This window comes from Streptobacillus ratti (assembly GCF_001891165.1).
GTDB classification, from domain to species: domain Bacteria; phylum Fusobacteriota; class Fusobacteriia; order Fusobacteriales; family Leptotrichiaceae; genus Streptobacillus; species Streptobacillus ratti.
Map to the genome: position 1 here is coordinate 16,369 of NZ_LKKW01000007.1, position 21,213 is coordinate 37,581.

General features: G+C 27.3%; 19 protein-coding genes. 16 read left to right on the forward strand and 3 right to left on the reverse strand.

Translation table 11 applies throughout. From position 1 onward, the window contains the following. The first annotated feature begins 2 nt into the window (after positions 1-2). The 9 genes from uxuA to dnaJ all read left to right on the forward strand — a co-directional run bounded on the left by uxuA (position 3) and on the right by dnaJ (position 10,720). Positions 3-1,046: a mannonate dehydratase gene (gene uxuA, locus BT993_RS02180; protein WP_072593019.1), complete on the forward strand. Its 1,044-nt coding sequence runs from the start codon at positions 3-5 to the stop codon at positions 1,044-1,046. A gap of 2 nt (positions 1,047-1,048) precedes the next feature. Then, positions 1,049-1,873: an SDR family oxidoreductase gene (locus tag BT993_RS02185; RefSeq protein ID WP_072593020.1), complete on the forward strand. Its 825-nt coding sequence runs from the start codon at positions 1,049-1,051 to the stop codon at positions 1,871-1,873. 2 nt (positions 1,874-1,875) lie between these two features. After that, positions 1,876-2,505 (forward strand): bifunctional 2-keto-4-hydroxyglutarate aldolase/2-keto-3-deoxy-6-phosphogluconate aldolase, encoded by a 630-nt coding sequence (locus BT993_RS02190; RefSeq protein WP_072593021.1) that lies wholly within the window; start codon positions 1,876-1,878, stop codon positions 2,503-2,505. Between the two features lie 139 nt (positions 2,506-2,644). Next, positions 2,645-5,167, forward strand: coding sequence for an ATP-dependent Clp protease ATP-binding subunit (locus BT993_RS02195; protein WP_072593022.1), 2,523 nt, complete (start codon positions 2,645-2,647; stop codon positions 5,165-5,167). Between the two features lie 52 nt (positions 5,168-5,219). Further along, on the forward strand, positions 5,220-6,251 hold the full coding sequence (hrcA, locus tag BT993_RS02200) for a heat-inducible transcriptional repressor HrcA (RefSeq protein ID WP_072593023.1): 1,032 nt from the start codon (positions 5,220-5,222) through the stop codon (positions 6,249-6,251). 8 nt (positions 6,252-6,259) lie between these two features. Further along, the gene (locus BT993_RS02205) at positions 6,260-6,820 is read left to right on the forward strand and encodes a nucleotide exchange factor GrpE (RefSeq protein ID WP_072593024.1); all 561 of its coding nucleotides are present in this window, start codon (positions 6,260-6,262) and stop codon (positions 6,818-6,820) included. Between the two features lie 33 nt (positions 6,821-6,853). After that, positions 6,854-8,662 carry a molecular chaperone DnaK gene (dnaK, locus tag BT993_RS02210; protein ID WP_072593025.1) on the forward strand — a complete coding sequence of 603 codons (1,809 nt, stop codon included), beginning with the start codon at positions 6,854-6,856 and terminating at the stop codon, positions 8,660-8,662. Between the two features lie 40 nt (positions 8,663-8,702). Beyond that, the gene (locus BT993_RS02215) at positions 8,703-9,569 is read left to right on the forward strand and encodes an aldose 1-epimerase family protein (RefSeq protein ID WP_158007923.1); all 867 of its coding nucleotides are present in this window, start codon (positions 8,703-8,705) and stop codon (positions 9,567-9,569) included. After that, positions 9,569-10,720 (forward strand): molecular chaperone DnaJ, encoded by a 1,152-nt coding sequence (dnaJ, locus tag BT993_RS02220; protein WP_072593027.1) that lies wholly within the window; start codon positions 9,569-9,571, stop codon positions 10,718-10,720. The genes BT993_RS02215 and dnaJ overlap by 1 nt, the downstream gene beginning before the upstream one ends. Positions 10,721-10,848: 128 nt before the next feature. Here the strand turns inward: dnaJ and BT993_RS02225 are convergent, their stop codons facing one another. Then, positions 10,849-11,226, reverse strand: a complete 378-nt coding sequence (locus BT993_RS02225) for a hypothetical protein (protein WP_072593028.1) — start codon at positions 11,224-11,226, stop codon at positions 10,849-10,851. Between the two features lie 210 nt (positions 11,227-11,436). On the opposite strand from BT993_RS02225, the gene tsaE reads away from it, so the two are divergent. From tsaE to BT993_RS02260, 7 genes are all read left to right on the forward strand, one after another. Next, positions 11,437-11,907, forward strand: a complete 471-nt coding sequence (gene tsaE, locus BT993_RS02230) for a tRNA (adenosine(37)-N6)-threonylcarbamoyltransferase complex ATPase subunit type 1 TsaE (RefSeq protein WP_072593029.1) — start codon at positions 11,437-11,439, stop codon at positions 11,905-11,907. Then, on the forward strand, positions 11,876-12,547 hold the full coding sequence (gene tsaB / locus BT993_RS02235) for a tRNA (adenosine(37)-N6)-threonylcarbamoyltransferase complex dimerization subunit type 1 TsaB (RefSeq protein WP_072593030.1): 672 nt from the start codon (positions 11,876-11,878) through the stop codon (positions 12,545-12,547). Before tsaE ends, tsaB begins: the two co-directional genes overlap by 32 nt. Further along, positions 12,534-13,427, forward strand: a complete 894-nt coding sequence (ftsY, locus tag BT993_RS02240) for a signal recognition particle-docking protein FtsY (protein ID WP_072593031.1) — start codon at positions 12,534-12,536, stop codon at positions 13,425-13,427. Before tsaB ends, ftsY begins: the two co-directional genes overlap by 14 nt. Positions 13,428-13,500: 73 nt before the next feature. After that, entirely contained in the window at positions 13,501-14,526 is a 1,026-nt protein-coding gene (pta, locus tag BT993_RS02245; protein WP_072593032.1) for a phosphate acetyltransferase, read from the forward strand. 11 nt (positions 14,527-14,537) lie between these two features. Continuing rightward, entirely contained in the window at positions 14,538-15,731 is a 1,194-nt protein-coding gene (locus tag BT993_RS02250) for an acetate/propionate family kinase (protein WP_072593033.1), read from the forward strand. Positions 15,732-15,781: 50 nt separating this feature from the next. After that, positions 15,782-16,306 (forward strand): hypothetical protein, encoded by a 525-nt coding sequence (locus tag BT993_RS02255; protein ID WP_072593034.1) that lies wholly within the window; start codon positions 15,782-15,784, stop codon positions 16,304-16,306. A 585-nt stretch (positions 16,307-16,891) separates the two neighbouring features. Continuing rightward, positions 16,892-17,965, forward strand: a complete 1,074-nt coding sequence (locus BT993_RS02260; RefSeq protein ID WP_072593035.1) for a hypothetical protein — start codon at positions 16,892-16,894, stop codon at positions 17,963-17,965. Positions 17,966-18,048: 83 nt separating this feature from the next. Here the strand turns inward: BT993_RS02260 and BT993_RS02265 are convergent, their stop codons facing one another. Further along, on the reverse strand, positions 18,049-18,546 hold the full coding sequence (locus tag BT993_RS02265; protein ID WP_072593036.1) for a flavodoxin: 498 nt from the start codon (positions 18,544-18,546) through the stop codon (positions 18,049-18,051). 10 nt (positions 18,547-18,556) lie between these two features. Then, positions 18,557-21,208: a single-stranded-DNA-specific exonuclease RecJ gene (recJ, locus tag BT993_RS02270; protein WP_072593037.1), complete on the reverse strand. Its 2,652-nt coding sequence runs from the start codon at positions 21,206-21,208 to the stop codon at positions 18,557-18,559. Positions 21,209-21,213 lie beyond the last annotated feature (5 nt).

Consider the following 21,213-nt stretch of genomic DNA (forward strand, 5'->3'; position numbering starts at 1 on the left):
AAATGAAAATGACATTTAGATGGTATGGGAAAGATGATCCTGTAACACTAAAAAATATCAGACAAATACCGGGAATGACAGGTGTAGTTACAGCAGTATACACTGTTCAAGTAGGTGAAATTTGGCCTATGGAGGATTTAATAGAATTAAAAGAAATGGTAAATAGTCATAATCTTGATATGGAAGTTATTGAAAGTATTCCTGTTCATGAGGATATTAAGTTAAGAAGAGGGAAATATCAAGAATATATAGAAAATTACAAAGAAAATATTAGAAGATGTGCAAAAGTTGGAGTTAAAACTATTTGCTATAACTTCATGCCAGTATTTGACTGGACTAGAAGTCAATTAGATAAGGTTTTACATGATGGTTCAAAAGCATTGGTTTACTATAAATCACAAATAGAAAAACTTGACCCAACAAAACTTGCACTTCCTGGTTGGGATTCATCATATAGTCCTGAGCAAGTGAAAGAATTAATAGAAGCATATCAAAAATTAGGTGAAGAGGAATTATGGAGTAATTTAAAATTATTCTTAGATGAAATAATTCCTGTTGCAATTGAATGTGATATAGATATGGGTATACATCCAGATGATCCGCCTTGGCCAATATTTGGGATACCAAGAATAATTAAAAATGAAGCAGACTTAGATAGATTTTTATCTCTTTATGATGTTAAAAATAATGGGCTTACATTATGTTCAGGTTCTCTTGGTTGCAATGCTGAAAATGATTTTGTTGCGATGGTTAAAAAATATGCTGGAATGGGAAGAGTCCCTTTTGCACATTTGAGAAACGTTAAAATTTTAGAAGATGGAAGTTTTGAAGAATCAGCACATTTATCTAGTGAGGGTTCTCTTGATTTTGCAGAAATAGTTAAGGCATATTATGATGCAGGATTTACAGGATATGTAAGACCTGACCATGGTAGAGAAATATGGGGAGAAAAAGCAAAACCAGGATATGGACTTTATGATAGGGCTTTAGGGGCTACATATATTAATGGATTATGGGAAATGTGTAAAAAAATTAAAGGAGAATAAAAGTGTTAGAAAATAAAGTTGTAGTTATTACAGGGGCAGGTGGAATAATTTGTTCAGAAATGGCTAAGTTTTTATCAAATAAAGGGTGCAAAATTGCATTGCTTGATTTAAATTTTGAAATGGCTAAAAAAGTTTCAGATGAAATAAATGGAAGTGGTGGAAATTCCTTAGCTGTTAAGTGTAATGTGTTAGATATAGAAAGTATAAGAAAAGCAAAAGAAGAAGTTGATAAATACTTTGGAGGTTGTGATATATTAATTAATGGTGCAGGAGGAAATAGTCCTAAGGCAACAACAGAAAATGAATATCATGAATTAAATCTTCCAGATGAAACTAAAGATTTTTTTGCTTTAGAAAAAGAAGGTATAGAATTTGTATTTAACTTAAATATTCTAGGAACTATATTACCAACACAAATATTTGCTAAGGATATGATAGGAAGAAAAGGAGCTAATATTATTAATATTTCAAGTATGAATGCTTATACTCCTTTAACTAAAATACCTGCATATTCAGGAGCTAAATCTGCTGTAAGTAACTTTACACAATGGACAGCTGTATATTTTTCACATGTTGGATTAAGATGTAATGCTATTGCTCCAGGATTTTTAAGAACTATGCAAAATGAAAAATTACTGTTTGATGATAATGGAAATCCAACTAAGAGAACAGAAAAGATTTTAAATAGTACTCCTATGGGTAGATTTGTAAAACCAGAGGAATTAAATGGAGCTTTAGAATTTTTAGTTGATAGCGATAAATCAAGTGCTGTTACAGGTATATGTATACCAGTAGATTGTGGATTTTCAGCTTATTCAGGGGTATAGTTATGGACATATTAAAGAAAATTGGTGATGAAAAACTGGTAGCAGTAATAAGAGGCAAAGATGAAGAAGATGCTTATTTAATATCAAAGAAAGTTATAGAGGGTGGAATAAGGATAATAGAATTAACTTTTTCAACACCATTTGTAGAAAATACAATAGAGAGATTAAGTAAAGAGAATATATCTGGAGTATTAATAGGAGCAGGAACAGTACTAGATGATATTACAGCAAGGATAGCAATAATGAAAGGGGCAAGATTTATAGTATCTCCTCATTTAGATAAAGATATATCAAGAGTGTGTAATAGATATAAAGTACCATATTTACCTGGATGTGCAACAATAACAGAGATAGTAAAAGCATTAGAAAGTGGAGTAGACTTAGTAAAACTATTTCCGGGAGATATGTTAGGAGCAGGATTTATAAAAAACACAAAAGGACCATTGCCACATGCAAATATGATGCCCTCAGGAGGAGTAAGTATAGAGAATATGGATAAGTGGTTAGAGGTAGGAGCCTATGCTTTAGGCATAGGTAGTGCCTTAACAAAGCACATACCAACAAGAGGATATGAGAGTGTAAAAGAGGAAACTAAAAAGTTTGTAGATAAATACATGGAATTAAAGAAATAGAAGACTTAAGGGTCTTCTTTTTATTTGCCCCTAAATTCCTATAACATTTTTATTGACAAATAAATTTTTTTAATATATAATACAATTAGCACTCAATATGATAGAGTGCTAACAATAAAATTAAAGGAGATGAATATATATGAAAAATTTTACAAGAAAGGCTATGTTAGCAATAGAAAATGCAATAAAATTTGCAATGAACTTTAAAAATTCTAATGTTAAATTAGAACATTTAATGTTAGAGTTAGTTTCTAATGATGATACTACAATATCGGTATTAAATAAGGTGGGTGTAGATAGAAATGAATTACAACAAGATATATATTCTAAATTAAATTCTATGCCTAAAATGAGTGGTGGAGACGTGAGTTATTCTGGAGAATTTTCTACTATGTTAAATGATGCCTCTAATATGGCAAGTAATGGTGGACATGAATATATCTCAGTAATTTTCTTATTAAAAGCTATATTAAAAATAAATAACTTTGGATTAGATGTAAAAAAAGTTAATGAAATACTTGATAATATGATGGAGGGAAGAAAAGTAAATAGTGATGGTTTTGAGGAAAGTTTAGAATCTTTAGAAAAATATGGTAGAGATTTAGTTAAATTAGCTTCTCAAGGAAAACTTGATCCTGTTATAGGGAGAGATAATGAAATTAGAAGACTTATACAAATATTATCGAGAAGAAATAAGAATAATCCTATGATAATAGGAGAACCTGGAGTAGGTAAAACAGCTCTAGTTGAGGGATTATCTCAAAGAATATTTAGTGGAGATGTACCTGATAATTTAAAGGATAAAACAGTATTTTCCTTAGATATGGGAGCATTGATTGCTGGAGCTAAATATCAAGGTGAGTTTGAGGAAAGATTAAAAGGTGTAGTAGACACTTTAGAAAAAAATGAGGGTAAAATTATACTATTTATAGATGAAATACATAATATTGTAGGTGCTGGTGGAAATAATGGGGCTATGAATGCTTCTAATTTATTAAAACCTATGCTTGCAAGGGGAGAAATAGAAGTTATAGGAGCAACAACTTTAGCAGAATATAGAAAATATATAGAAAAAGATGCTGCACTTGAGAGAAGATTTCAACCTATACAAGTATTTGAACCTACTGTTGAGGATACTATTTCTATACTTAGAGGACTTAAGGAAAAATTTGAAAAGTATCATGGTATAAGAATATCTGATAATGCTATAGTTGCAGCATCTACTATGTCAGATAGATATATACAAGATAGATTTTTACCTGATAAAGCTATAGATTTAATAGATGAGGCGTGTGCAAAGGTGAAAACAGAAATTAATTCAGTTCCTGTAGAACTTGATGAGATTAATAGAAAATATGCACAACTTGAAATAGAAAGAGAAGCATTAAAAAAAGAAGAAGATGATATTTCTGTTAAAAGATTAAAAGATATTATTAAAGAAATAGAAGAATTAGGAGAAGAAAAAAGAGTTTTAACTTTAAATTGGAATGCAGAAAAAGAAAATGTTATAGAACTTAAGAAGTTAAAACAAGAATTAGATGATGCTAAGATTAAGTTAGAGGAAACTAAAAGAATGGCAGATTATGCTAAGGCAGCAGAATATGAATATGGGATTATTCCTGAAATAGAAAGAAAATTAAATGAAATTAGAGAAAAATCAGAAAAAAATTCTCTTGTTTCACAAATTATTGGAAAAGAACAAATAGCTGAAATTATTGGTAAATGGACAGGTATACCTGTGGGTAAACTTGTTCAAAGTGAAAATGAAAAAATACTTTTACTTGAAGAACATATGAAAAAATCAATTATTGGACAAGATAAAGCTATTTTAGCTGTTTCAGATACTATACTTAGATCACGTGCAGGTTTAAAAGATGTTAATAGACCTATAGGTTCTTTCATATTCTTAGGGCCTACAGGTGTTGGTAAAACATATTTAACTAAAAAACTTGCTCAAAATCTATTTGATGATGAAAATGCGATAATTAGAATAGATATGAGTGAATATATGGAAAAACATTCAGTCGCTAGGCTGATAGGAGCACCTCCTGGTTATGTTGGATATGAAGAGGGTGGACAATTAACTGAAAAGGTTAGAAGAAAACCTTATTCAGTAATATTATTAGATGAAATAGAAAAAGCACATTCTGATGTATTTAATGTATTGCTTCAAGTTTTAGATGATGGAAGACTAACTGATGGTAAAGGAAGACTTGTAGATTTTAAAAATACTATAATCATTATGACATCAAATATAGGGAGCCATTTTATACTTGAGGGTAAAAATGAGCTTGTAATGGAAGAATTGAAAGCTAGATTTAAGCCTGAATTTTTAAATAGGGTAGATGAGATTATTACATTTAATTCTTTAGGAGAAACTGCAATTAAGAGTATTGTTAGATTAGAATTAGAAAAAATGAATAATAAGCTTAAGGATAGAATGATAAATATAGTTTATGGAGAAGATGTAATAGATTATGTGTTTAAAAATGCTTATGATGAAAATTATGGAGCAAGAGCTATAAAAAGATTTATACAAAAACAAATAGAAACAGATTTATCTAAATTAATATTAAAAGAAAATATGAATGGTAATGTTGATATAGTTATTAATGTAATTGAAGATAAATTGGTATTTAAAAGACTTGACTTAATTAAGTAAATGATGTATACTAGCACTATAACACAAGGAGTGCTAACAGGAGGTGAAGTATATGAATGAGAGAGAAAGAGAAATCTTTAGTATGATTATAAATCACTATTTAAGTTGTGGAGAATCAGTTGGTTCAAGAACTTTAGAGAAGAAATATAATATAGGGGTTTCATCGGCTACTATTAGAAATGTTATGTCTGATCTTGAGGAAATGGGACTAATTACTAAGACACATACTTCATCTGGGCGTATACCAACTTTAGATGGATATAGAAAGTATATAGATGAGTTACTTCAAGTAAGTGAGGTTGATAAGGAAACTAAAGAACAAATATATTTACATTATCAAAAAAGGATAAATAAGACAGATATAATATTTAAGGAAACCGTTAAACTTTTATCTGAATTATCTGGAGCTGTTGCAATAGCAATAGAACCATCATCAGATGAGGAAAGTATTAAAAAAATACAGTTTATTAGAATTACTGAAAAAGAAGTATTTGTTGTAGTAGTGATGAAAAATAATATTATAAAAACATCTACTTTACTTATGAATACATATGTAACAGAAGAAAATGTAAATAATTTAAATTCATATATATCTGATTTGATGAATACTACTCACAAAAGATTTACCTTAAAGGATATGGAAAGATTTTTAAAAAACATTAGTAGCAATGACTTTAGATTTGAAGAAAAAAGAATATTTGAGAATAATAAGGTCTTTGTAGATGGTGCAGAAAATTTTCTTTCAAGAGAGGACATACCTATTGAAAAGGTTATAGACAATATTAAAATGATAAATAATGAAAATGAAATGAATGCTTTATTTAAACATTTAATATCTAAGGTTGAGTATGATTTAGAAAGTAATATTGTTTTTGGAAGTGATTTAGATATAAAAGGGTTTGAAGAATCCGTCTTTATATTTAAATGTTATGAATTTGGAGAAGATAAAGGAGTTTTAGCAATTATTGCTCAAACTAGAATAGATTATTCAAAAACAGTAGCTTTACTTGATTTAGTAATAGATATGTTAAAGAAAATGTTAAATCAAAATTATGAAAATAAATTTATAGGTTATAAAGATTAGGAGATGAAATGTCAGAAGAAATTAGAGAAGAGGAATTAAAAGAACAAGAAAATAAAGAAAACATTGAAGAAACTGATGTAATAATAGAAAAACTCAATGCTGAATTAGAGGACTATAAAAAAGCATATACATTAAAACTTGCAGAATTTCAAAATTTTTCTAAAAGAAAAGAAAAAGAATTACAAGAGTATAAAGAATATGCTTCAAAAGATATAATATTAAAAGTTTTAGAAAACTTGGATAATTTAGAAAGAGGAATAGAAGCTTCTCGTTCTACACAAGACTATAATAAACTTGTAGAGGGACTAGAAATGACTATTAAGAATTTTTCTGAAATGCTAACTAATGAGGGAGTTACAGAAATAGAAGCATTAGAAAAAGAATATAATCCTTATGAGCAACATGCAGTTCAAGTTATGAGTAATGGAGAAAAAGCTAATAATGAAGTATTAATGGTACTTCAAAAAGGATATAAGCTTAAAGGTAGAGTAATAAGACCTGCTATGGTAGTAATAAATAAAATTGAAGAAACAAAGAATGATGAAGAAATAAACAAAAATGAAGAATAAAAAGAAAAAATAGAATTTTAGGAGGAAAATAGAATGAGTAAAATAATAGGAATAGATTTAGGAACAACAAATTCATGTGTATCAGTTATGGAGGGTGGAACATTTACAATAATACCAAATGCAGAGGGAGAAAGAACTACTCCATCAGTGGTATCAATTGAATCTAATGGTGAAATTATAGTAGGATCTACTGCTAAAAGAAAAGCTATAACAGAACCTAAACAAACAGTAATTTCAATTAAAACACACATGGGATCAGATTATAAAGTAGATATTCATGGAAAAAATTATACTCCACAAGAAATATCTGCTATGATATTAAAAAAATTAAAAAAAGATGCTGAAAGCTATTTAGGAGAAACAGTTAAAGAGGCTGTAATTACAGTTCCAGCATACTTTACTGATGCACAAAGACAAGCTACTAAAGATGCTGGAGAAATTGCAGGATTAGAAGTTAAAAGAATAATAAATGAACCAACTGCTGCAGCACTTGCATACGGAATGGATAAAGAAAAAGAAGAAAAAATATTAGTATTTGACTTAGGTGGAGGAACATTTGATGTTTCAGTACTTGAAGTTGGGTCAGGACTTGTAGAAGTTAAAGCAACAGCTGGAAATAACCATTTAGGTGGAGATGATTTTGATACTGCTATTATAAACTGGCTTGCTGATGAATTTAAAAAAGAAACAGGAATTGATTTAAGAAATGAGCCACAAGCTTATCAAAGACTTAAAGATGCAGCTGAAGATGCTAAGAAAAAATTATCTTCTACTTTAGAAACAACTATTTCTTTACCATTTATAGCTATGGATGCTACTGGTCCTAAGAACTTAGAAAAGAAATTAACTAGAGCAGCATTTAACGAATTAACTAAACATTTAGTAGAAAAAACTAAAGAACCAGTAAAACAAGCTTTATTAGATGCTGGATATACAGTTAGAGATATAGAACAAGTACTATTAGTTGGAGGTTCAACAAGAATACCAGCAGTTCAAGAATGGGTTAAAGAATACTTTGGTAAAGAACCTAATAGATCTATAAACCCAGATGAAGTAGTTTCTGTTGGAGCTGCAATTCAAGGTGGAGTATTATCTGGAAATGTTAAAGATGTTCTATTATTAGATGTTACACCTTTATCTCTAGGAATAGAAACTATGGGTGGAGTATTTACTAAGATGATAGAAAGAAATACAACTATACCTACTAAAAAATCTCAAGTATACTCAACAGCAGTAGATAATCAAACAGCAGTTACTATACATGTATTACAAGGGGAAAGAGCACAAGCTTCTCAAAACCATACTTTAGGACAATTTAATTTAGAGGGAATACCAGCAGCACCACGTGGTATACCTCAAATAGAAGTTATATTTGATATAGATTCTAATGGTATAGTACATGTTACAGCTAAAGATTTAGGAACAGGTAAAGAAAATCAAGTTACAATTTCAGGGTCATCTAACTTAAGTAAAGATGATGTAGAAAGAATGAAAAAAGAAGCTGAAGCAAATGAAGAAGCAGATAATAAATTTAGAGAATTAATTGAAGCAAGAAATATGGCTGACCATTTAATAATATCTACAGAAAAAACTATAAAAGAAAATGAAGATAAATTAGAGGGTAATGAAAAAGAAAATATTGAAAAAGCTATAGAAGAACTTAAAAAAGTTAAAGATAGTGAAAATATTGAAGAAATTAGAGCAGGAATAGAGGGACTATCAAAAGCAAGTGAAGCATTTGCTATGAGAATATATCAAGCAGCACAAGCATCTCAAGCACAAACTGCTTCTGAAAACACAAGTAATAATGAAGATGTAGTAGAAGCAGAAGAAGTAAAATAGGTCTATGACCTATTTTCTTCGTGTATGTAAGGAGGAAATTGTGATAGTACTAAAAAAAGGTTTAATAGAACTAAAAATAGAGGAATTTGGAGCAGAAATAAAATCATTTACTATAAATCAAGAAGAATTTTTTTGGAATAGAAAAGAATTTTGGGCTAAAACGTCTCCTATTTTATTCCCTTTTGTAGGGGGCTTAAGAGATGGAACTTATGAATATAAAGGGGAAGAATATACGGTTTTAACTAAACATGGTTTTGCAAGAGATAATATATTTGAAATAGTGGAGCAAGATGAAAATTTTGTTAAACTTGGATATTATTCTAATGATGAAAGTGTAAAAAAATATCCTTTTGACTTTGAACTATATTTAACATATAGGTTAATAGAAAATGGTTTTACTTTAGAATATTCTGTAAAAAATAGAAAAGATGATGAAATGTATTTTTCTATAGGAGCACACCCTGCTTTTATTATCAATGAAAATTATGAAAAAGATGCTTATTTAGAATTTGAAAAAGAAGAAAAATGTCTTAAATATAAATTGGATGAAACAGGATTTTTTAGAAAAGATAGAGTAGAATTTAATTTAATAGATAATAGGATAATAAATATTACAGAAGATAATTTTAAAGAAGATGCTATAGCATTTAAAAATACTAATTCCTCATCAGTTTATCTTAAATCAAGAAGTACTAGCAAAGAAGTAAAAGTAACATTTGAAAATTTTCCATATATAGCTTTCTGGAAAATGTCTAATGCACCATTTATTTGTATTGAGCCATGGTTTGGTATTACAGATATTGTTGGAGCAAGTAAGGACATTACATTAAAAGAGGGAATACAAAGATTAGCTCCTAAGGGAGAATTTAGAGCTAAATTAGTATTTGAATTTAAGAGAGGTAACTAATGAAAAAAGACTATTATGAATTACTTGGTGTTGATAAAAATGCAAGTGAAGCAGATATAAAAAAGGCATTTAGAAAATCAGCCATGAAATATCATCCTGATAGAATGGCAAATGCTGATGAAAAAGAAAAAAAAGAAGCAGAAGAGAAATTTAAAGAATTAAATGAAGCATATCAAATTCTTTCAGATCCAGAAAAAAAACAACTATATGATCAATATGGTCATGCTGCATTTGAACAAGGTGCAGGAGGTTTTGGTGGACAAGGCTTTGAGGGATTTGACTTTAGTGATATATTCTCAAACTTTTTCGGAGGTGGAGGAGGATTTGATTTTGGAGGCTTTGGTGGAGGAAATGGCTTTAATCAAAGAAGAAAACAAGGTCAAGATCTTTTATACACTTTAGATTTAAGTTTGGAAGAAATAGCTGATGGAGTTGAAAAAGAAATAGAATACAGTAGAACAGGTAAATGTTCTAGTTGTAGTGGTACTGGTGCTAAGGATTCTAAAACTAAGCAATGTAGCACATGTAATGGTAGAGGTTATGTAACAAAAACACAAAGAACAATATTTGGTATGAGTAATGTTAGAGCTGAATGTTCTAGTTGTCATGGAGTAGGAGAAATACCAGAACATAAATGTAATGTTTGTCATGGAGAGGGAAATAAGAGAGAGCAAGTAAAGAAAAAAATTAAAATACCTGCTGGTATAGAATCTGGACAAAGATTAGTTATTAGAGATGGTGGAAACTATGATGGTCCTGGTAGTGATTTTGGAGATTTATACTTACAAATTAGAGAAAAAAGACATGAATTATTCCAAAGAGATGGATATGACATATATTGTAAAGTACCTATTAGTTTCTTAACTGCTACTTTAGGTGGAGAGTTAGAAGTTCCAACATTAAGAGGTAAAACTAAGATTAAAATAGCTGAGGGGACACAAAATTCAACTAAGATGAGAATAAGAGATGCTGGTATAAAACATAATGGATATAAAGGTTCACAAATTATTGAAATTACTGTAGAAGTACCTAAAAATCTTAATAGTAAACAAAAAGAGAAGTTAAAAGAGTTTTATGGAACAATAGGTGTAGAAAATGAAGAAAAAACTGCTTCATTTTTTGATAAGATAAAAGAATTTTTTAAAGATTAGTTAGAATGATTAGGTCATAAAAAATAGAATTTAAAAAAGAGAGAATTCATATAATTTCAGAAATTCTCTCTATTTTTATTTTATTACATAACAACTTATAAACTACAACTTTTATAGAAACCCAGTTTCTATTTATCTGTAGATATAACTCTTGTTATTAATGATAATATTAAACCACCTAAAATAGCAAGGGCTAATAGTATTAATAGTTTGTATAATGCACTATAACCATGACTTAATTCATTGTAAATATGTAAAACAATAACAATTTCAATAGAAAAAAGTACAATTGTTACATTTTCTTCTGTAAATTTTTTTATTAATTTTAATATTAATAATTCAGCTAAACCGAATAAAATACCAATTGCTAATATTATTAGTATTTTGTGTACAATGTCGTATCCATGACTAAATTTATAGTTAATAATAGTATTAGATAATGTTATACCAACAACTCCTATTATAGAGAGTATAATGTTTAAAAAATTATATTTTTTTATATTCATCCTACATAAACTCCTTCCTTTATTATTTGAGTTGAATAAAGTGGTTACTTATTCTTTCTGAGATAATTATAACTCATAAAATTATAGGTGTCAAAAGTTCTTTTTTTATTTTTAAAATTTAATAGATAATCTATCACAATAACAAATATTGTACACCTCTTTTCTTACTAAAAAATGTTTTTTATGCTATACTATTATAATGGAGGTACAATGAATAAAATACTTAAATTTGAAGAAATTGATAGACTAGCAGATAAGATTAGTGAAAAAATTTTAAAAGATAATAAATTTAAATCAATAGCTTTAATAGGGGATTTAGGAGTAGGTAAAACTCATATTTCAAAAAGAATATGTAAAAATTTAGGTGTTGTGGAAAATGTTAAAAGTCCTACATTTACTTACCTTTTAGAATATGATTTAGGAGATAGAACTATAGTACATTTTGACCTTTATAGATTATCAAATATAGATGAGCTATATGAAATAGGATATGAGGACTATATATTAGATGGTAATATATTTTTAATAGAATGGGCTAATAATGTACCTGAAGCAATACCAAGTAATACTTTATACATAGAATTAAAACATAATGATGAAACCACTAGATTTGTTTCATTATATGAAATTAAGAAAGGAGAAGTTAAATATGTCGACATTGATAATTACAACTTCAACTAAACTTGCCTCTCTTTCAATTTATGATAATGGAAATATGTTAGGGAATATTAATGTTAATGTAAAAAGAACACATTCAAGCTATATTATAGATCAAATTTCCTCTTTATTATCTTGGACAGGAACTAAAATAGAAAATATACAAAATGTATTAGTATCTATAGGACCAGGGTCATTTACTGGTGTTAGAATAGCTATTTCAGTTGTTAAGGGAATGTTTGTAGGTAGAGATGTTAAAATATATGAAGTTAATGAATTAGATGCCCTAGGATATCAAGGAAATAAGATATACACAGACAAGTTGATAGCTATGATAGATTCAAATAATGAAAAAATATATTATGGTAAATATGAAAATGGTAAAAGAGTTGATAAACTTTTAGTTGGAAAATTAGATGATGTCATATCTTTAGTTAAAAATGAGGGATATAATTTAATAGGAGATGCCGTAATATCATATGGAGAAAAAATAAAGGAAAATGGAATAAATATATTAGTTCCAGATGTGTTTTTAAGAATAAACTCTAGTATATTCTATGCAATGTTTAAAGAGGATTTACTAAAAGAGGTAGACTTATTTAATTTAGTGCCTGATTATTTAGAAAAATCACAGGCAGAAAAGGAGAAAAATGGGAATATCTGATTTATTAATTAAACCTAAAAAAGGATTTTTTACGAAACTTAAAGATTTTTTTGTTGGTGAAGCTATTACTGATGATATGTATGAGGAATTAGAAGAACTTTTAATACAGTCTGATTTAGGAATGAAAATGACTATGGAGATAGTTGAAACATTAGAAAAAAATGTAAGAAATAAGGGGATTAAAAGTAAGGAATTAATGTATGAGGAACTAAAATTATTACTTTCAGAAAAGTTGGAAGTATTTGAGGATAATAGCTTAAATATACAAAAAGGAAGATTAAATGTAATTTTAGTTATAGGTGTAAATGGAGTAGGAAAAACTACATCTATAGGAAAAATTGCTATGAAGTTAAAAAAAGAGGGGAAATCTGTAATAATAGGTGCAGCAGATACTTTTAGGGCAGCAGCTATAGAACAGGTTGAAATGTGGGGACAAAGAGCAGGAATAGAAGTAATTAAACAAAAACATGGTTCAGATCCAGCAGCTGTAGTATTTGATACAATAAACACTGCTAAATCTAAAAATGTTGATGTAGCAATAATAGATACAGCTGGAAGATTACATAATAAAGTAGATTTAATGAAAGAATTAGAAAAAATAGATAAAATTATTAAACAAAATGTTGAAGAATATGAGTCATTAATAGTAATTGATTCTACTACAGGACAAAATGGTTTAGAACAGGCTAGAATATTTAATAGTATTTCTAATATTACAGGTATAATACTTACAAAATTTGATGGTACAGCTAAAGGTGGAATAATATTTTCTATAATTTCAGAACTTAATAAACCAGTTAAATTTTTAGGAGTTGGAGAGGGAGTAGAAGATTTAAGAGTTTTTGATTCTAAAGAATTTATTAGTGAAATGTTTAATTGATAGTTTTACTTGAATTTTAATTTATTTATGTTAAAATAAAAATGGAGTTAAAAAAAATGAGGAGATGAATAAAATGTCAAATTTAATTGAACAAATTAAAGAGAAAGAAAAAGAGCATAAAAAAACAGTAGTTTTACCAGAAGCTGAAGATGAAAGAGTATTAAGAGCTGCTGAACAAATAACTAAAGAGGGTTTTGCTAATATCATATTAGTTGGTAAAGATTACCAAGTAAGAGAACATGCTGCAAAAATAGGTGTAGATTTAAGTGGTGTACAAATTATTGATCCTATGTCTTTTGAAAAGACACCTGAATTTATTAGACAATTTGTACATTTAAGATCTAAAAAAGGAATGAAAGAAGAACAAGCACGTGAAATAATTCAAAATGATGTAAGATTTTTTGGAGCTATGCTTGTTAGAAACTGTGTAGCAGATGGTATGGTTGCTGGTTCTAATTCACCAACATCTAATGTATTAAGAGCTGCAATACAAGTAATAGGTCCTAAAAAAGGTCTAAAAACAATTTCAAGCTCATTTATTATGCAAACAAAAACTAAAGAATTTGGAGTAGATGGAACATTGCTATTTTCAGATTGTGGAGTACTTCCAAATCCAACTGCTCAACAAATTGCAGATATAGCAATATCAGCTGTTGAAAAATCAAGATTAATAACTAAATTTACTGACCCTAAAGTAGCACTTTTAACTTATTCAACTAAAGGTTCTGCTGAGGGAGAACAAGTAACTAAAATGAGAGAGGCATATAAGATACTGGAAGAAAGAGGAGTAGACTTTGAATTTGATGGAGAATTACAATTAGATGCTGCTATAGTTCCAGCCGTTGCAGAACAAAAAGTTAAAGATTCTAATGTTGCAGGTAAAGCAAATATATTAGTATTCCCTGATTTATGTTCAGGAAATATAGGGTATAAATTAGTTCAAAGATTTGCAAAAGCAAAAGCTTTAGGACCTTTAATTCAAGGACTTGCAAGACCTGTACATGATTTATCAAGAGGATGTAATGTAGAAGATATAGTTGATGTAGTTGCAATAACATGTGCAGAATGTGCAGTATTTTGTGAAATTTTAACATTATAATAGGAGGAAAAATGAAAGTATTAGTAATAAATAGTGGAAGCTCGTCTTTAAAGTTTGAATTAATAAATACAATAGATAATAATACTTTAATCAAAGGTATTTGTGAAAGAATAGGGATTTCAAATTCAATATTTACTTTAAAAAATTTAATTACAGGAATTAAAATAGAAGAAAGACCAGAAGAAATGCCTAATCATAAAATGGCTATAGATTTAGTATTAAAAGAATTAGTAGGAGAAAACGGAGTATTAAAATCTATAGATGAGATTGATGCTATAGGTCATAGAGTAGTTCATGGTGGAGAATACTTTAATGATTCAGTTTTAGTAGATGAAGAAGTAATAAAAAAATTAGAAAATATTTCAGAATTAGCACCATTACATAATCCAGCTAATGTTATGGGAATTAAGGTAATGAGAGAATTATTACCTGGTAAACCTAATGTTGCAGTATTTGATACAGCTTTCCATCAAACTATGGAAAAACATGTATATACTTACCCATTACCACTTGAAGATTATGAGGAATTAAAAGTTAGAAAATATGGTTTCCATGGAACTAGTCATAAATATGTTTCAGGTGTTGCAAAAGAAATGTTAGGTAAAGATGAATCTAAAATTATTGTGTGTCATTTAGGAAATGGAGCCTCAATATCAGCAGTTAAAAATGGTAAAGTAGTAGATACTTCTATGGGTCTTACTCCACTTGCAGGTATAATGATGGGAACTCGTTGTGGAGATATAGATCCAGCAGCAGTTTTATACATCATGGAAAAAAGAGGATTAACACCTAAAGAAATAGATACTAGAATGAATAAAAAATCAGGATTTTTAGGAATTTTTGGAGAAAGTTCAGACTTTAGAGATATACAAAAAGGTGTAGAATCAGGTAAAGAAAGAGCTAAACTTGCATATGACATGTTCTGCTATAGAGTAAAGAGCTATATAGGTTCTTATGCAGTTGCTATGGGTGGAGTAGATGCTATAGCATTTACTGGAGGAATAGGAGAAAATGCAGCCTATGCACGTCAAGGAATATGTGATGGTTTAGAGTTTTTAGGAGTAGAACTTGATAAAGTTAAGAATATGGAAAGAATTTCAGGAAATGTTGATTATTCTTTACCAACTTCAAAAGTTAAAGTATTTAAAATTGAAACAGCAGAAGAATTAATGATAGCAATGGATACATATAGATTATCAAAATAATATGATAATAATTAAGAGTATGTAATAAAATAAGAGGTGAAAAATACAAGTTGAGAAATAAATTATTAATATTGTCGATGATAAATCTATATAGTTTTGGAGCAGAGTATTATTTTAAATCAAATAATACATTTGAGCCTTATCATAATGGAAGTAGCATCTTGGTTAAAAGCACGATAGATGCAAATTTTGGAGCATCATTTAAAGAAAATGAAATATTTACTTTTTTAGGAGGTAAAGTAAAACCTAGTATTGAACATACAATAGATGGTTCTGGTAATTTAGGATTTAATTTTAAGAAAAAATTATCAGATAATATAGGTATAATATTAAATACAGGTTATGAATATAATGAGGGATATGAGGATAATATAAAGGAAATAATTAAACTAAGAGGAGAATGGGATAGTAGATTTGAAAAAGATAAAAAATTGTTAAAAGAATATTATCATACTCAAGGTTTAAGATTTAAAGGAAAAGAGAATTTATTACTTTCAAGTATAGTAAATTATGATGATGACAAAGTAAAGGGATATAGTGGAGTAATATATTCTTCAGAAGGATTTAATATATAAAAATTAAGGTTAGAAAGTTTCATAAAATTAGCCACTAAAAGATTAAATTATAATATAGAATTTGATTTAAATCATAAATTAAAGAAAGATAATAATCAAAATCAAAATAATTATGATAAAGGTGGAAGATTAAAAGGATCTATAAAAGTAAAAGGTAAAATAAATGATATAGAAACATATAATGAACTTGGAACTTATTTAACAACAATATTACCAGATAAAAAAGATTATTTAGTAATAAGTAAGAATGAATTAAATACTAAAAAAGGTAATATAGAGTATAAGGCTGGAATAAATGGTGAAGTAGCTTTAAAGGAAGTAGAAAATTCTAAAAATTTAAAAACACTATATAAACCAGAATTAGCTTTTGGTATAAAATATGATAAAGATAAATTATTATTAGAAAATAGTAATAAGGTAAAAGGAAGACTATATATAAAAGATTCAAAAATATATGAAGATGGATATGATAAATCTAAAAAAATAAATACAGATATAGCATCAGTTTATACTGATAATAAATTAGTATATAGATTTAATGACTTTGATATAAAAGGTATATCAAAATATAGAATATCGGCACATATGGAAAAAGACAAATATAGTGGATTAGAACACTTACTTTCAACAGGTGTAGGTATAGACTATAATAAAAATTATCTAAATGCAGAAATAAAGCATAGTTCAGATTTAAGATATGTATTTGGATATGTAGATAAAAAACCATTTTCAATAATAAATATATGGTCTGATAATAAAATAGAACATAAATTGAATGAAAAATTATATCTTAATGGTGAATTTAACTTAACTAGTTCAAATAGATTTAGAATATTAAATAGAAATTCTAAAGAAGATGAATTATTACTATTATTAGATGCTAAAGGAATTTTAAAGTATCATATAAATCCTAAACTTACATTTAATAATAAGTTAGAAATGAAAAATATTATCTTGTTTTCTTATTTTCCAGAAGAAACAGGTGTAGCTAATTCGGGAGCAGGGAATCAAAGTTCACAACCAAGCTCTGCAAAATCAAGTAAAAATGAAATTGCAGATAAATTAAAAATAGATTCACAATATATACTTAAGCTATATAATGAAAGTGAAATAATTTATAAAATAAAAGATAATATAGACATTAAAGGTAAATTATCTATAGGATATAGTCAATTAAAATCAGATAAATTATACAATAGCTTAAAAGATTTAAAAAGAGAACAAATAGATGAAAATGGAATAAGAGAATTTAGTTCTAAAGATATTAAGATTATAGATGAAGAAACTAAACGTTTTAATGATGAAAACTTTTTAATAGCTACAGGAATAGAAACAGAAATGAGATATATTGATGATAAATTATTAATAAAACCAAGTTTAGAGCTAGGTATAAATCATATGTTAAAAATTGATATATCAACTGAAGTTCCAGGACTTAATAATGTAAATACAGCAAATTCAACAACAGAATCATCGACTTCAACAACAGAAAAATCTGAAAAATCTGAAACAGCATCTAATAGTGATAGTATGAAGAATTCTAATTCAGGAAGTAATTCTGAACCAACAAGAAAAATACCAAGAAAAGTAGCTCGTTTCAGTATTGTATTTAAAAAAATTATCTTAAAAATGGGATTAAATTTAGAGTATAGATGGTAGTTTAATATTAAACTGTCATCTATATTTTTATATATTTAAAAAAATGAGAGTGTAATTTTGTAATACACTCCCTTTTATATACCTTATTTTCCAAACTCTTCTTTTAATTGATTACACCAATTTTCTATTCTTTCATCACTTAATTCAGGTTGATTTAGTTCATCAATTGCAAGACCAACGAATCTTCCATTTCTTATAGCTAATGAATCTGTAAAATCATATCCATCTGTATCAGTAAATCCAATGATTTTAGCATTAGATTTTTCAGCCTTTTTATAAAGTATTTCTATAGCATCTATAAATGAATCAGCAAATGATGCCTGATCTCCTGTTCCAAATAAAGCTATATATTTTCCACTTAAATCCATGTCATCGATTTCATCTACACATGCCATCCAATCATCTTGTAAATCTCCAAGACCCCAAGTTGGCGACCCTAAGATTAATAAATCATAATCACTAAATGTATCTATACCCTCTGATACTTCAATAACATCGACATCATCAAAATTATTTGAAATTCTATTAGCTATATCTTCAGTTGTACCAGTAGTAGTTCCAAAATAAATTCCCGTTTTCATTGTATCCTCCTTAAAAATATTCAATTATACTTTCATCAGTATATATAACTTGATTGTTTTTAGCTTCTTTTATCAATGCTAGCTTATTATTAATTGGTAAATATTCTAAGAATATTTTATCATAATTTAAATTACTTAGTAAATTTTTTTGTAATTTTAATATATTAGGTGGTAATTCAACCTCTTTTTTTATAACATATAATTTGCCTTTTGTATAGTTTTTATCACAAAAAAATATAGCTTTTTCATATTTTAATTTAAATATAGGCATTTCTATACTATTAAAATCAAAAATACAATTATCAATCTTATCTGAAATATCTACCCTATTTTTAAATTCAAAATAGTTTTTTAAATGAGGATTTTTAATAAAGTATTTATTCTTAGTATAGAAAATCATTTTCTTATTTTTATCAAAATAATATTTAATACCTATTGTTAAAAATAGAGAATAGAAAAATTTATCTTTTATCCTTATTTTTTCATTTTCAATAGAGTAAGAAATATTTTCTCTTGAAATAAATACAGACTTATTCTCTTTATAATACTTAGATAATATTTCTTTAGTAACATCATTGTATTCTTGAGCACCAAGAATATAGTTTTTAATATTTCTAAATTGGACTTTATCTTGATTAGAATAATTTAATATATTATAGTTTCTTTTTATCAGTATATGTACTATTTTGTGATTTTCTCTATTTTCAATGTTTTCAATTTTAATATCAAAATTAAAACCATAAAAATCACTTAAATTACATAATAAAGTAGATACATTTGAATCAAGTTTTGAAATAGATTTTTGACCTGACATAATAGAATATGAATTAAAACTTCTTTTAAGATATATTTTATCAAGTTCAATATCATCTAAATCTATAGTTGTGTAAAATACTGATTTCATAGGAAAAGAAGTATTATACATAGAATGATAATATTGGAATCTATCATCTTTTAATTTAGATTGTTTCATATCTTCTATCATTATACTAGGATAAAATCTATCTTTATATTCATTAGTTTCAAGTTTAAATACTACATCATAAAATATATGATTTTTTCTTAATTCTTTTAAATTATCTCCTCCATTAAACCAAATTGCATTTTTAACAGAAAATCCTTTTTGATCCATATCAAATTTTAAGTGTTGCTCATTACTTCCCACTGTTTTTGGGTTATGTATTATGCAATTTTCAGTCATTAGAAGAGGAGTAGGATTACCAAATCCAAATGGTTTTAATAAATTTAAACTTTGTATAAATTCATAGCTAATTTTTTGAGCAGGAATTTTCATATCTATTTTAATATTTTTAGTTAGTTTAATATTTTCTAATTGTTCTTTTGCATACTGTTCTATTTTTTCTTTAAAAATATTTAGATTTTCAAGTTTAATTGTAAATCCTGCTGCATTAGCATGACCACCAAATTTAATAAGAAGATTAGAAACGGATGATAAGGCTCTTGTAATATTAAATCCATCAACAGATCTACAAGAGGCTACAGCTATTCCCTCTTCTAAATTTTCTTCCATAATTATACATGGCTTATAATATGTTTCAAGAACTTTTGATGCCACTATTCCAATAATACCATGATGATAATTAGGAGAATGTGATATTAATATATATTTATCACTTAAATCCTTATTTTTCATTTCATCTAATACATTTTCAATAATTTCATCTTGTATTTTTCTTCTATCAAGATTATTTGAAATTAGATTATCTGCAAGTACATTTATTTCATTTTGATTATTACTGATTAATAATTTTACTCCTAGTTTTGCATCAGATAATCTACCAGCTGCATTAAATATAGGGGCGATTTTAAATGATATATCTCCTGTAGTAAGGTCCTTATCTTTTAATTCTAACTTATTTAGTATAGTTTTTAAACCAAGATTAGAACTATTTTTAAGTCTTTCTAAACCATATTTTACTATAATCCTATTTTCTTTTATTATAGGCATAATATCAGCTATAGTTCCAAGAGAAGCTATATCTAAATATGTATAAATTTCATCTTTCATATTAAGTCTTCTAAAAAGTTCATATGCTAAAAGAAATGCAACACCTACTCCAGCAATATTTGGAAATGAATATTCATTATCTAATCTTTTGGGATTAATACAAGCTAAGGCTCTTGGAAGTTTTTTATCACTAGGTAAATCATGATGGTCTGTTATTATGACTTGCATAGATAGTGAATTAATAAATTCAACATCATGATAAGAACTAATACCACAATCTACTGTTATAATAAGGTCTGTACCTTTATCTTTAATTTCTTGTATTGCCTCTTTATTTAAACCATAACCCTCATTTCTTAGGGGGATATAGTAGTCTACATTTTTTGCTCCAATTTTTTTAAATGCTAAATACAAAAGAGATGTAGAGGTAATACCATCTACATCATAATCACCATATATACATATATTTTTATTTTCTTTTATAGCATCTAATATATATGAAACAGCTAATCCTAAGTCCTTTAGTCTTAAAGGATCCTCAAGATTTTCAAGACTTGGATTAATAAAATTAACTACATCTTTTTCATCAACTATACCTCTGTTTGCTAATATATTAAGTATATTATTATCTATAGGTAAATCAAAGTTAGTTAATTTAGACTTAGTTTCAGAAAGTATCCATTTAGTTTGCATAAATA